Source organism: Aurantimonas sp. 22II-16-19i (assembly GCF_002088275.1).
Taxonomy (GTDB): Bacteria; Pseudomonadota; Alphaproteobacteria; order Rhizobiales; family Rhizobiaceae; genus Jiella.
This window is the reverse complement of record NZ_AQQS01000035.1, coordinates 46,044-59,612: the sequence shown is the minus strand read 5'-3', so window position 1 is coordinate 59,612 and position 13,569 is coordinate 46,044. Positions and strand designations below refer to the sequence as shown.

Sequence of the window (13,569 nt, the reverse complement as noted above, 5' to 3'; positions counted from 1 at the left end):
GAGATCGCGGTAGAAGATGTCGGTGCCGTCCTGGGTCTTGACGAAGGGCATTGTGATTTCTCCTTTGTGGTCGGCTCTGGCGGTCGCCGCATGGCTGCGCCAGGAAGGCCGAGGGGCCCGCCATTGCCGATCCGGCAAGGAGCCAGACCCGGCGTGTCGGGTGAATGCCGGCAGGCGATCGGTCCCGCTCGGCGATGCGGGGTGGCGTTTGCGGATGCGTCGCCGCATCCGCGTCAGGATGATACCGGTCGAACGTCCGCGAACGGATGACGCTCAGACCGCCCAGCATGCGCAGCCGAGAGCGCCCCAGAAGCTCTTCAGATCCGAGATCGGCAGTTTCGACGACCAGCCGGTCGCATGGTCGTGGCCGTGGACGCCGCAACTGTTCGCGCAGCCGCAGGCGGCCGCCATCCTGCGGGCCAGCGCCGGGGCTCCGGCACCGTCGGGCTCGCCCCAGGCGGCATAGCCGCCGAAGGAGCGGACCGGCGACCAGTCGGGCATCGCCGGCGGCGGCGCGGCCTCGTCGAATCTGGCGAAGTCGCCGGCGCCCCAGACGACCTTGCCGCCGACCATGGTGAGGGCGGCCGTGATGTCCGAAATCTCGCTCTCGGCGCAGGCGAAGAAGTCCTTGTCCGGCACCACCAGATCGGCGAACTCGCCGACTGCGACATGGCCCTTCTTGCCCTCCTCGTTGGAGAACCAGGTGACGTTCTCGGTCCACATCCGCAGCGCCGTCTCGCGGTCGAGGCAATTGTGCTGGGGGGTGATCCTCAGGCCGCCAACGGTGCGGCCGGTGATCATCCAGGCGAGCGAGACCCACGGATTGTAGGAGGCCACCCGGGTGGCGTCGGTGCCGGCGGAGGTCTTCACGCCCTTTTCCAGCATGCGTGCGATCGGCGGGGTCGCTTCCGCCGCGCCCATCCCGTAGCGCTCGACGAAATACTCGCCCTGATAGGCCATGCGGTGCTGCACGGCGATGCCGCCGCCGAGCGCCGCGATGCGGTCGATCGAGCGCTCGGAGATCGTCTCGGCATGGTCGAAGAACCAGTTGAGGCCTTCGAGCGGGATGTCCTGATTGACCTTCTCGAAGACGTCGAGCGCCCGCGAAATCGTCTCGTCATAGGTGGCGTGCAGCCGCCAGGGCCAGCGGTTTTCGGCGAGGATGCGGACGACGTCGTCGAGCTCGCCCTCCATCTCCGGCCCCATGTCCGGCCGCGGCTGGCGGAAATCCTCGAAGTCGGCGGCGGAAAAGACCAGCATCTCGCCGGCGCCGTTGTGGCGGAAATAGTCGTCGCCCTGCTTGTAGGTCGAGGTCTTCGTCCAGTTGAGGAAGTCCTCCTTCTCCTCTTTCGGCTTCTGGGTGAAGAGGTTGTAGGCGAGGCGGATGGTCAGCTGCTGGGCGTCGTGCAGCTTCGCGATGACGGCATAGTCGTCGGGATAGTTCTGGAAGCCGCCGCCGGCATCGATGGCGCCGGTGACGCCGAGCCGGTTGAGCTCGCGCATGAAATGGCGGGTGGAATTCAGCTGGTAGTCGAAAGGCAGCTTCGGCCCCTTGGCCAGCGTGGCGTAGAGGATGCCGGCATTGGGCTTCGCCAGGAGAAGACCGGTCGGGTTGCCGTTCGCGTCGCGGGTGATCTCGCCGCCGGGCGGGTTCGGCGTGTCCTTCGCATAGCCGACGGCCCTGAGGGCCGCGCCGTTGAGGATCGCCCGGTCGTAGAGATGCAGCAGGAACACCGGCGTGTCGGGGGCGACGGCGTTGAGCTCCTCGATGGTCGGCAGGCGCTTTTCCGCGAACTGGTGCTCGGTGAAGCCGCCGACGACCCGCACCCATTGCGGCGCCGGGGTGACGTCGACCTGGCGCTTCAGCATCGCCATCGCGTCGGCGAGGCTGCGCACCCCGTCCCAGCGCAGCTCCATGTTGAAGTTGAGCCCGCCGCGGATGATGTGGAGATGATTGTCGATCAGGCCGGGCAGGACGCGCTTGCCCAACAGGTCGATGATCGTCGTCGACGGGCCGGCGAGGGGCATGATGTCCCGTCCATGGCCGACCGCGGTGAAGATCCCGTCCTTGATCGCGATGGCGTCGGCCGTCGGATTGCCGCGGTCGAGGGTCGTCACGAGACCCGAATGGAGGATCAGGTCGGGGGCGGAGCGGTCCGTCGCGGATGGCAGGCTCATCGTCTTTCAAGTCCTTTTTCGGGGCCGGCCGTCGCGATCCTCCGCTTGGTCCCTTAGCGGGGCCGCGGGCGATCGGCAGCCTCAGGAAGCGTCGGATGCCGAATGCCGGGTCGGCGCAGGCCCGGCCGCCGCCGCATCGCCGCCGCGCGGCAGATGGCCGAACACATGCGGCTTCACATGTTCGCGCAGCCAGCTGGTCGCGGTCGGTCCGTCGGCCAACAGGCTCCTGACGAGAGGCGGGATCTGTTCGCCGACCAGGATCCCGAGAAGGCCGACCAGAGCGACGACGGGCGGGGCGGGCGAGCGCACGTTGATCAGGGCGTAGATGATGCCGACGAGGAGCCCGGCACCGAGCGAGAGGAGATAGATCTTCATGCAGCTCTCCGTCGCAGAAGAAGGAGGGGGCGCCGGTTCGTGGCAGATCCGGCGCCGCGATCGTTCAGCCCTCGTGGGCGTTGAACATCTGTTTCGCGTAGGTGATGCCGAGGCCGTAGGCGCCGCCGAGCTTGCGGGCGATGCCGGTGGTCATGTCGTAGGTCTCGGTGCGTGCCCAGTCGCGCTGGAGTTCCAGCAGATATTGCAGCGAGGTCATCGGCGAGGCGCCGGCCTGGACCATGCGGTCCATCGCCCGTTCGTGAGCCTCGGCGGACACGTCGCCGCAGGCATCGGCGATGACATAGACCTCGTAGCCCTGTTCGATGGCCGAGAGCGCCGGGCCGACGATGCAGACCGACGTCCAGAGGCCGCAGAGGACGAGGCGATCCTTCCCCATCGCGCTGATCGCTGCCACGGTGGCTGCATCTTCCCACGTGTTCATCGAGGTGCGGTCGTAGAGCTGCGTTTCGGGAAACACGTCGGTGATCTCGGAAAACATCGGGCCGGAGAAGCTCTTTTCGGCGACGGTCGTCAGCACGGTCGAAACTTCGAAACCCCTGGCGGCACTGGCCACGAGGGCAGCGTTGTTGCGAAGCGTGATCGCGTCGATCGACTTGGTGGCGAATGCCATCTGCGACTGGAAGTCGATCATCACCAGCGTGTGGTCGGTGGGGGTGACGAGCTTGGAGCCCGGGATCGGCGTGGCGGCGATGGGCATGGTCCAGAGTTCCTCTAGCCGGTTCAAAGGGAGTGGTTCGCGTCATCCTTCGGCGATCGCGTCGGCACGATCTTGTCGCCTCCTGGCCGATTTGGACGGATGGGCGGTCGATCGCCGCGCGGCGGGGCGCCGCCGCCGCATGATCGTCAGGCCGCCTGCCGGCAAACCGAGCGCCTTCGCCAGTTCGAGGGCGTCGTTGCGAAGTGACGGCGGAAGAGGCGGGAGAGATGGGCCTGATCTGACAGGCCGCACATCAGCGCGATCTGGCTGAGAGGTTCGTCCGTCGAGGCCATCAGCAACTGGGCATGCTCGATCCGCCGGCGCATCACGAAGCTGTGCGGCGTCTCGCCGAAATGCGCCCGGAAGGCCCGGCAGAAGTGGCTCGCACACAAGGAGACGAGCGCGGCGAGGTCGGCGACGCGGATCGGTGCCTCGATGTTCTCGCCGATGTAGCGTTCGACGCGGTTTGCCTGCCAGGGGGCGAGGCCGCCGATGCGTGGCCCGGCTCCGGCGTCGCGCTGCCGGTCTTCCTGCTTGCCGGGCCCGAGCGACGCGGTGGCGGCGAAGGAGGTGAGACGATCCAGCGATCTGAGCGCCAGGATCTCGCCATCGGGAATATGCCGCCTGACCTCCGCGACAAGACCCTGAAGGACGTCGGGAGGTAGATCCCATGCCGCACTCGTTGCAGTTCGCGAAAGCGGCGAGCCATTGAGAGCGATGGCCGATGTCATCCGAGGTATCCTTTTCCGATCAAGGCTTCGGAAGGGATAGGCCAGTCGCACCCGCGGCCCAATTATACGCAGGGGTTAGTGGCGGAAGACGCTGGGGGGTGTCGGGGGCGGCTGGAGCCCCTTGCCGCCGGGACGCGTGCAAGGAATTCGAGCTGCGAGCTTTCTGCTGCTCAGGCAACGGATCCGTTCCGGGCCTTCGAAATGTTCCAGCACTGATCCTCATAGACAAGACATGGAACCTGCGAGATGGCCAAGCTGGCGGCTCATACGGTCTGAGGAATTGGGCGACCCAGGGGAGAGGACGGGAGCCGCCGGCGCTTCGGGCCGAGCCTTCACTCCGGAGCGTGGTGCCATGGACGAGCGAAGAAGAGCCGAGAACGAAACCTTGAAAGAGGGGCTGGTCTTCGTCATCGATGACGATCAGGATGTCCGGACGGCCCTCGGCTCGCTCTTGCGGGCCGTGGGATACGACGTAAGCACCCGGTGCGGCGTCGAAGGTTTCGCCGAGAGTGGCCTGCCGGAGCGGCCGTGTTGCCTGCTTCTCGACATTCATCTTCGCGGCGCCAGCGGGCTCGACTTTCAACGATCCCTCGCCGAGCGCCGGGTCGCCATTCCCGTCGTGCTCCTGACCGGCGCGGGAACGATCCCGATGAGCGTGCGCGGCATGAAGGCCGGCGCGATCGACTTCCTGTCGAAGCCGTTGCGGGTCGAGGCCGTCCTCGGCGCCGTCGCCGAGGCGCTCGACATCGATCGCCGGCGCCGCGAAGGTCGCTCCTTCGAGCGGGAGGTGCGCGATGGCTTCGGCACGCTCTCGCCGCGGGAAAGGGAGGTGATGGGGTTCGTCGCGGCCGGCCTGATGAACAAGCAGATCGCCGGACAGCTCGGCCTCAGCGAGATCACCGTGAAGATCCATCGCGGTAACGTCATGCGCAAGATGCGGGCCCAGTCGCTGCCCGATCTTGTCCTGATGGCCGAACTCCTGGACGTGCGCGCCGCGACCGGGCGTTTCGGCTCGAAATGTGGCGATCTGCGGGAGGCGTTCGAGCCGAACATGCTGCCCCGGCGGACGTTGGGCTGATGAGCGGCGAACAACCTGCGGGAAGACCGCTGATCTGCCTCGTCGACGACGAGGTCGGCGTTCTCGCCGCAGTCTCGGCGGCGATCCGCAGTCGCGGCGACTACGACGTCCAGGGCTTCGACCGTGCGGCCGCCTTTCTCGCCTTCGTCCGGGCGCCGGCGACCAACTGCCTGGTGACGGACTACAAGATGCCGGCGCTGAGCGGTCTTCAGCTTGTCCGGGAGGTGCGGCGGCGGCAGTGGACGTTTCCCGTCGTCGTCAGCAGCGGCCTCGCCGGCGACATCCGGCGCGGCTTTGCGGGGTTGAACGTCGCCGCATTCATCGAGAAGAACGCCGGGTCCGACCTCCTGATCGCGACGGTCTTCCAGCTTCTCCAGCCGTTGCCGTGACGGTCACGATCGGACGCTCGCCCGGTAGCGGCGTGGCGTCGTTTCGAGGGCGGCTCTGAATGCATGGGTGAAATCGCACTGGTCGGCGAAAGCCGCAATGACCTGAGCCGTCTTGAGCGATGCCGTCGCCTGACTCCGGAAGCTTCGCAACGTGAATCGGCGCGCGATCCCTCCGCCATGAGCCGGTCCTGCGTCTGTGGGATCAGTCATCGCTCGCGCCTGAATGCCGCTGGAATCATGCCGACCTCAGCCGAAAACACCCGGGTGAAGTGGCTGTGATCGGCAAAGCCGCAGCGGAAGGCGATCTCCTTCAGGGGCAGGGTCGTCCGGAACAGCATCTGCTTGGCCGCTTCGATGCGTGCCCGTCGCAGCCACCGCGCCGGCGTCAGGCCCGTCGTGCGGCGGAAGTCGCCGGCAAACCGCAGGACCGGCAGACCGCACAGCCGGGCAAGGTCCTCAAGCGCGGGCTCGCCGCGAAGATCATCCGTCAGGCGCTCGGTGACGAGCCGCTGCTGCCATGGCGCGAGGCGGCGCTCCGAGGCGAGCCTGGCCGCGGGAGCGGCATAGCGGTCGGACAGATGAGCCAGCATGGCGCAGACGATCTGGTCGAAGAACAGGCGCTCGGGTCTTGAGAAGGCCTCCGGGGCTCGCTCCAGCACCGGCAGCAGAGCCTCGGCGAGATGGCGCATCGTCGTGTCGATCTCGCCCTTGCGGCAGCGAAGAAGCCCCGGATCCTTCCGGTGTTGCGCATCGGCGAAGGCCCGCAGGGCAGCGTCCGGCACCTCGAGATGGAAGCAATCGAACGCCGCTGGAACGATGGCTTCGGGCTGCTCTTCCAGATGGATGATCTCGATCGAAGATTCGGGATAGGGCTCGTCGCTGTAGAGCTTTCCGAGCTTGAACAGGGATTGATGTGCGATCGGAGCGAATTGGACGCAGACGAAGCTCGTCTGTTCGACCGGCGGGATCGGTGTCGGGTCGGAACCGAGACCCGACCCCGCCACGCGCCGCGCCAGCAACGGTACGCCCCCGATCGCGACCTCATGCTCCCGCGAGGCGAGATATGGCGCCAGATTTTCACTCAGCCTCGACAAGAGCTTCACCGCCCGACAGTGTGATGGCACCGGCGGAATCTACGGCCGAGCGATCGGCCGAACCATTGTCCTCCTGGCTCCTGCGACTAGACCATCGGAGGGGGTGGTGACGCAGTCAGAGGCCCATCTCGACCGCGCGCCGGATGAGCGCGGCGAAACTGATCACCCCGAGCTTCTTCATGATCTGTCCCCGATGGGCCTTCACGGTTGCCTCGATGATGCCGAGCCGGGCGGCCGCTTCCCGGTTCGTCAGCCCGGATGCGACGAGGGTCAGGACCTCGCGCTCCCGCGGCGACAAGGCCTCGAAGGCCGATTGCTGCGATTTGGCGGCTGCTTCCAGCGCTCGGCGCTCGCGGTCCGTCGCAAGCGCCGAATGGATCGCGTCGATCAGTTCCTGGGGGCGCAGCGGCTTGGTGAGGAAGTCGGCTGCGCCGAGCTTCATCGCGCGCACGGCCATCGCCACGTCGGCATGCCCGCTGACGAAGACGATCGGCATGCGCGAGCCGCTTTCGACGAGGTCGGCCTGGAAGGCGAGACCGCTTAGACCGGCGAGCCGGACGTCGAGGATGAGGCAGCCGGGAGCATCGACGCGGCCGGACGCCAGGAAGGCTTCCACCGACGCGAATGTCTCCACCGTGAGATGAACCGACCGAAGCAGCCCTTCGAGGGCGAGGCGGACGTCGCGGTCGTCGTCGACGAGGAAGACGGTCTGGCGCTCCGCGGCGGAGCGATGTCCGCGCTCAAAGTTCATCGCGGCGCAGCGGAATAGCAAAGGCGAAGCGCGTGCCGGGCGCGCCGGGTTCGACCCAGATCCGGCCGCCATGGCCCTCGACGATCGAACGACTGATCGACAGGCCGAGCCCCATGCCGTCCGGCTTCGTCGTGAACATCGGCTCGAAGATCTCGTCCGGCCTGCTGCTGAGCCCGCTGCCGGTGTCGGAGACGGTGACGGTCAGCGCCTCTCCGTCGTTGGCCGCCGCGGTGATCTTGAGCCTTCGCTGCCGCCCCTCCACCTCCCGCATGGCGTCGATCGCATTGGCGATGAGGTTCGAGACGACCTGCTGCAACTGCACCCGGTCGCCGCTGACGGTCGGCAGCGAGGCGGAAAGGCCGAGGTCGAGCACGATCTCGCATTCGCGGATTTCGCTTCGCCTGAGCTCGATCACCTCGTGGATCAGCGCCTCGACGTCGACGTCGGAGATCTCCTGGCGTGAGCGGCCGACGAGCGTGCGGATGCTGCGGACCACGTTGCCGGCTCGGTGGCCGTTGTCGACGATCCGCTCGGCCGCCTGCCGCGCCTCGTCGAGATAGCGCAGGCACGTGTCGGCATTGGTGACGATGGCCGTCAGGGGCTGGTTCACCTCGTGGGCAATCATCGCGGCGAATTCGCCCAGCTGGGAAAGCCGCGAAACCAGCGTCAGCCGGGCCTCGGCCTGGCGCAGCGCCTGGTCCATCTCGCGCTTCTGACTGATGTCGCGAAAGACCAAGACGACGCCCGAGATTTCGCCGTCGTCGTCGATGATCGGCGATCCGCAATCGTCGATCGGGATCTCGCGTCCGTCCCTGGCGATGAGCACCGTATGGTTGGCGAGACCGACGATCGTGCCGAGCCGCAAGACCTTGGCGACCGGATCCTCCACCGTCTGGCGGGTGTCCTCGTTGACGATCCGGAACACCTCCTGGACCGGGACGCCCTTCGCCTCGGCCATGGTCCAGCCGGTGAGGGTCTCCGCGACCGGGTTCATGAAGGAGACGAGCGCCTTCGCGTCAGTTGCGATGACGCCGTCGCCGATGCTTGCGAGGGTCGTCGCGTAGCGCCGTTCGCTCTCGCGAAGCCGCCTCTCGGCCGCATGCTTGTAGAGCGCGATCTCGATCGCGGTGCGCAGCTGCTGATCGTCGAATGGCTTCATCAGATAGCCGAAGGGCTCGGCGTTGCCGGCGCGCCGGACCGTCTCGTCGTCGGCATAGGCGGTCAGGAAGATCACCGGCGCGGCGCAGGCCCTGCGAATCCGCTCGGCGGCCTCGATGCCGTCGATCTCGCCCTCGAGGCGAATGTCCATCAGGACGATGTCCGGCGTCTCGCCGAGGGCAATATCCACCGAAGCTTCGCCCGTCGTCGCCGCACCCAGCACCTCGTAGCCGATGCGCCGAAGTTGCTGCTGGATATCGCGCGAGACGATGCGGTCGTCCTCGACGACGAGGATCCGCGCCGGCGTCACCAAGCCGGAGCCCCGGTGCCGAAGCTGATCTCGAAGCGCGAACCTGGCATGGAAACGATCTCCAGCCGGCCCTTCAATTGATCGGAGAGGTCGCGGACCAGCTGCAGGCCGAGCGTATCGCCGGTTTCCCAGCCGTCTGGCAAGCCGATTCCGTCGTCGCCGACGACGAGCACGACGCGCCCCGAGGCCGCCCGGCGCAGCGAGACGTGGATGGTCCCCGTCGCGGGCGGGGGATAGGCATGTTTCAGCGCGTTAGAGACGAGTTCGTTGACGATCAGCCCCAAGCTCACGGCGCGGTCGAGGTCGAGGGCGATGTCCTCGACATCCACTTTGACGGAGATGCCGCTCGCCAGGCTCGCATAGGCCCGCTGGAGATGGGCGCACAGGGTCTGGATGTGGTCGGCCATGGTGATGCGCGCATAGCTGCCGGCGCGGTAGAGGTTTTCATGGACGAGGGCCATCGAACGGATGCGGTTGCGGCTTTCGGCGAAAAGCTCGGCGACGGCTGGATCGGCAATCCGCGAAGCCTGGAGATTGAGCAGGCTGTTGATCAGCTGAAGATTGTTCTTCACCCGGTGATGGACTTCCTTCAGGAGCGAATCCTTCTCCTCGAGGGCGGCGGATTCCAGCGACATCGCGGCCTGGGCGGCGAGGACACGCAGAACGGCGATCTGGCCGGAGGAAAATGCACTTGGCGTCGGGCTTTGCAGCAGGAGAAGTCCGATCGGCTTCCCCTGCCGTACCAGCGGAAGCGCCAGGATCGATCGGTCATGGTTTGCCCGCAGATAGGGATCCGCCGAATGGGCATGAGGCTGCGCGGCGTCGGCGATGACCAGCGGCGTCAGGGTTCTGAAGGCGTCGCGCACGAGCGAAAGAGGGGCATTGGCCGGATCGGCCGGTTTGCGATCGCAGCGCACGTCGATCGTTTCCGGGCCGGTGACGGCCTCGGCCTCGATCATCAGCTCGTCGCCTTTCGGCAGGATCAAAAGGCCGCGTTCGGCGCCGGCGTTCTCGAGGGCTATTTCCATGATGCGCCCGATGAGTTCGCCGATCTGCAGCTCGTTCGAGACCGCCTCGGAGGAACGGATCACCGAATGAAGGTCGTTCCGGTCGAGATCGCCTGGCGCCGACCAGCGCTCGGTCGGCACCCTCTCGCTCCGCAGTTCCGGCCGCAGCCTTTCGAGCTGGCGAAGCTTGGCGTGCGCGCCCCAGCGCCGATAGGCGTCGTAGCTTCGTTTCAGGTTGGCGGCCTCGAACGTCGCCAGGCCATGGCGGCGGCAGAAGCCCGCGGCCGCCTCGAGCGCCAACGCTTCGACATGCAGGAAGCCTTCGCGCTCTGCCGATGCGATCGCGGCTTCGTAACCCTTGATGGCCGCCATGTCGTGGCCCTCGATCCGCTCGATCTCGGCATGGACCAATGCGGCATGATGCAGGAAATTCTTCGGACAGTTGTCCGCCCAGGTCTGCAGCGTCCGGTGGTGCTTGCGCAACGCGGCGAGATGGCGTTCGCCCGCTCCGCCGGAAGCCGCGGCTTCATGGGCGCCGGCATGGGCAAGGGCGGCATAGAAGTGGTATTCGACCAGCTCGAAGTGGCCGCCGGTCGTCCATGTCAGGGGAGCCGCCTTGGCTTCGGCGGCGAGGGCCGCGGCGAAATCCCCCTCGAAGACGTGGGCCTGCATTTTTCGGATGAAGTACCAGCAGGCGGCGATCTTCAGCCCCGGGTTGCTTTCGAGACGGGCTTCGAAGGCGCCTTCATCCAGGTTGTCGTCGTCGAAGGTGCCCGGGCCACGGGTCACCCCCTGCAGCCGCCGCACCAGCATCAACTGGGTGGTGACGATGTCGACGATCAGGCCGAATTTGGCGCGCTCGACATGGGCGAGCCCCTTGGTGGCTTCGCGCTCGATGCGCGGCAGCGGTTCGCCCGAACCCAGATAGTTGCTGAGGAGCGTGCAGGTGCTGAAGCCGGTATAGGTCAGATCGCCGACCTCGGCGGCCAGATCGAAGGCGCGCCGCAGGATGTCCCGGCTCTCGCGCATCGGCTTGGAAAACGTCATCACGTGGCTGGCAAAAGCCATCACCACCCGGGCCCGGAAGCGGCCGCTCGCCGAACTCTCGATCAGGTCGAGACCCAGCTTGCCGAAGGCGTAGCCGGCCGGGTAGTCGCCGAAATACGGGCCGAGTACCATGCCGAGATAGGTATAGCCGAGGGCGGAGGCGTCGCTGTTGCCATGGATGCGGGAGATGTTCGCCATCCGGCAGAGCAGCAGGCAGACGAGCTTCTCGTCGGTGAAGAAGGCCGGTGGCAGCATCGCCGCAAGCACTTCGAGCGTGTCGCGGCTGTCCCTGTCCTCCAGAGGTGACAGATGGCGTCTGGCTTCGATCCTGCCTTGCGCGATTTCCTCGGCGATCGGCGCGAATTCGAGGTCGAGGTCGGCGCGATCCGGGTGGGGATCGACGACGAAGCCGCCCGTGCCGAGATAGGCGAGCCCCAGCGCGATCGCGCGGTCGAGCCGCCCGAGCGCCGTGTTCAGCGTGATTTGCGCCCAGACGATCCGGGCGGCGTCGGAGCGGCTTTCGGCGCGCGGGGACAGCCGGTCGAGGCGCTGGTCGGCCGCTTCCGGCTCGCCGGTGAGGAACTCGCAATCGGCGGTTCGAAGCTCGAGCTCGAAGACGGTCCGATGATTTTCGGACCAGTCGCCTTCCCGAAGCAGCGCGGCTCCGGCGAGATAGTAGGAAAGGGCCGTCGCATGGGCGGTGGACGTTTCGGCGCGTATGCCGGCTTTGAGGTTGTACGCCATCAGGGCAACCCGTTCGGCATCGCTCTCGATGCACTCGCTGCCACGGTTCATCTGGGAGGCGATGTCGAAGATCGCATCCTCGCTTGCCCTCTCGTCGCCATTTCGGGCGAGACGGCGGCCGATGGAGAGATGCATGGCCGGACGGTCCGTCGCAGGGATCAGCCGATAGGTCGCTTCCTGCACCCGGTCGTGCAGGAACAGGTATGCTTCTCCTAGGCGGAAGACGAGGCCGGCGACGATCGCCTCCGTCAGAGAGTCGCAGACGGTCGCCTCGTCGGTGCCGCAGGCGCGGGCAAGCCGGTCGGCCGTCACCGCGTTGCCGAGGCAGGCGAAGCGCGCGAGGCAGTCCTTCGTGGTGGTCTGCAGGGCTTCGAGCTTGGCGGTTATCAGGTCGACGATGTCGAGGCTGGCGCTTCCCGCCAGCTCGTCGTGATCCCAGAGCCAGTGGCGGCTCTCTTCGTCGAAGCTGAGCTTGCCGGTCTCGACGAGCGAGGCGAGGAGCTGTTGCGCGAAGAACGGATTGCCCGCGGTCTTTGCCAGGACGATGTCTGCCAGGGGGGCGATCTCCTCCCGGTCGGTGCCGAGCGAATCGGCGAGAAGCCGGCCGACCGCTCCAGCCTCCAGCGGTCCGAGAAACATCGCCTCGACGAGACCGCCGCCGCTTCGCACGCGTTCGATCATCCCGGTCAGCGGATGGGAAAGCGGAACCTCGTTGTCGCGATAGGCGCCGACGAGGAGCAGAGGTCCGATCGTCCGCTCATCGGTCAGCCGTTCGAACAGTTCGAGCGTTGCCTGATCGATCCATTGCAGATCGTCGAGAAAGATCGTCAGCGACGTCGCCTGTCGGACAAAACCCTCGATGAAGCGCAAGAGAATCCGGTGGTACCGGCTTCGGGCCTCGTGCGGCGGCAGATCGGGAGGCGCCGGCTGATCGCCGATCAGCTCCAGGAGGGCGGGCAAGAGCGAAAACAGAAGGGCGCCATAACCGCCGACGGCCTGGAGGATCGCCTTCCGCCAGCTTTCGCGGGTCGGCGTGTCCCCCTGGAGAATGTCGAGAAGCGCCGCCTGGAAAGCCTGAGCGATCGTCGCATAGGGGACGTCGCGGGCAAGCTGGTCGAACTTGCCGGACAGGAACAGGCCGGGGGCATGGTCGAGATGGCGCCCGAATTCGCGAACGAGTGAGGACTTGCCGATGCCGGAATAACCGGAGACGAGCAGCAGACGTGTTGTCTTCTCCGCCAGCGTCTGCTCGTGGCTGGCAACCAGCCGGGCGATTTCGGCATCGCGACCGTAAAGCTTCGTCGGCACGGTGAAGCGGCCACGGCTGTCGTCGGAGCGCAGGACGAACGGGGCGATGCGCCCGTGGCTCTCCCAATCGGCGAGGCAGCGGGCAAGGTCGCGCGCGAGGCCCCGGGCCGTCTGGTATCGATCCTCCGGCGCCTTTTCGATCAGCTTCATGACGATCGAGGCCAGCATCGTCGGAACGCCGGGGACGAAGCGACCGGGAGCCATCGGCTGGCGCGCCATGTGGCTGTGCATCCACTCCGCCGTGTCGCGTGCCGAAAATGGCAGCCGGCCTGTCAGCATCTGGTAGAAGACGATGCCGAGCGAATAGAGGTCGCTTCGCCGGTCCGCGACGCGGTTGCGGCCGTTGGTTTCGGGGGCGGCGTAAGGCTCTGAACCCGGCGGCCGGTCATGTTGCCTCGATCGAGGCAGACCTTCTCGGTCAGCATGGCCAAATCCGGTCAGCCGGACTTCGGGCAAGAGGCCGAAGATGAGGGTTTGCGGCCTGAGATCGCGATGAACGACGCCGTTCGCGTGGATATGATCGACGCTTTCCGCAAGCGCGACCGCGCGGGCGAGAACGTCCTCGATCGCAAGCGGCCATTCGGCGGATGGATCAGGGATGTTTCCGCCGTCATCGCCGAGCAGGAGGGCCGGTGCGCCGTCGAACTCGACCATCTCCCGGGCGGTCGCGACATGGGCGGG

10 protein-coding genes are annotated in these 13,569 nt (G+C 66.6%); 2 read left to right on the top strand and 8 right to left on the bottom strand.

The genetic code is table 11. From position 1 onward, the window contains the following. Nucleotides 1-273: 273 nt before the first annotated feature. The 4 genes from ATO4_RS21780 to ATO4_RS21765 form a co-directional block, all read right to left on the bottom strand. Nucleotides 274-2,178: an amidohydrolase gene (locus tag ATO4_RS21780; protein ID WP_083593875.1), complete on the bottom strand. Its 1,905-nt coding sequence runs from the start codon at nt 2,176-2,178 to the stop codon at nt 274-276. 81 nt (nt 2,179-2,259) lie between these two features. Next, complete coding sequence (locus tag ATO4_RS21775; RefSeq protein ID WP_083593874.1) at nt 2,260-2,553, bottom strand: XapX domain-containing protein; 294 nt, start codon at nt 2,551-2,553, stop codon at nt 2,260-2,262. A gap of 64 nt (nt 2,554-2,617) precedes the next feature. Beyond that, a complete protein-coding gene (locus tag ATO4_RS21770) occupies nt 2,618-3,271 on the bottom strand; it encodes a hydrolase (protein WP_083593873.1) in 654 nt (217 codons plus the stop codon). 146 nt (nt 3,272-3,417) lie between these two features. After that, on the bottom strand, nt 3,418-4,002 hold the full coding sequence (locus tag ATO4_RS21765) for an AraC family transcriptional regulator (protein WP_139802617.1): 585 nt from the start codon (nt 4,000-4,002) through the stop codon (nt 3,418-3,420). A gap of 352 nt (nt 4,003-4,354) precedes the next feature. Between ATO4_RS21765 and ATO4_RS21760 the strand changes: the two genes are divergently transcribed. Together ATO4_RS21760 and ATO4_RS21755 are read left to right on the top strand one after the other, a co-directional pair. Continuing rightward, complete coding sequence (locus ATO4_RS21760; RefSeq protein ID WP_083593872.1) at nt 4,355-5,080, top strand: LuxR C-terminal-related transcriptional regulator; 726 nt, start codon at nt 4,355-4,357, stop codon at nt 5,078-5,080. Then, complete coding sequence (locus ATO4_RS21755) at nt 5,080-5,469, top strand: response regulator (protein WP_176223115.1); 390 nt, start codon at nt 5,080-5,082, stop codon at nt 5,467-5,469. The genes ATO4_RS21760 and ATO4_RS21755 overlap by 1 nt, the downstream gene beginning before the upstream one ends. Before the next feature lie 206 nt (nt 5,470-5,675). On the opposite strand, the gene ATO4_RS21750 is transcribed toward ATO4_RS21755, so the two are convergent. The 4 genes from ATO4_RS21750 to ATO4_RS21735 all read right to left on the bottom strand — a co-directional run bounded on the left by ATO4_RS21750 (nt 5,676) and on the right by ATO4_RS21735 (nt 13,542). After that, on the bottom strand, nt 5,676-6,473 hold the full coding sequence (locus ATO4_RS21750) for an AraC family transcriptional regulator (protein ID WP_139802616.1): 798 nt from the start codon (nt 6,471-6,473) through the stop codon (nt 5,676-5,678). A gap of 205 nt (nt 6,474-6,678) precedes the next feature. Continuing rightward, the gene (locus ATO4_RS21745) at nt 6,679-7,314 is read right to left on the bottom strand and encodes a response regulator (RefSeq protein ID WP_083593869.1); all 636 of its coding nucleotides are present in this window, start codon (nt 7,312-7,314) and stop codon (nt 6,679-6,681) included. After that, nucleotides 7,304-8,782 (bottom strand): ATP-binding protein, encoded by a 1,479-nt coding sequence (locus tag ATO4_RS21740; RefSeq protein WP_083593881.1) that lies wholly within the window; start codon nt 8,780-8,782, stop codon nt 7,304-7,306. The genes ATO4_RS21745 and ATO4_RS21740 overlap by 11 nt, the downstream gene beginning before the upstream one ends. Continuing rightward, nucleotides 8,779-13,542, bottom strand: coding sequence for an AAA family ATPase (locus ATO4_RS21735; protein WP_348626478.1), 4,764 nt, complete (start codon nt 13,540-13,542; stop codon nt 8,779-8,781). The genes ATO4_RS21740 and ATO4_RS21735 overlap by 4 nt, the downstream gene beginning before the upstream one ends. Nucleotides 13,543-13,569: the final 27 nt, after the last annotated feature.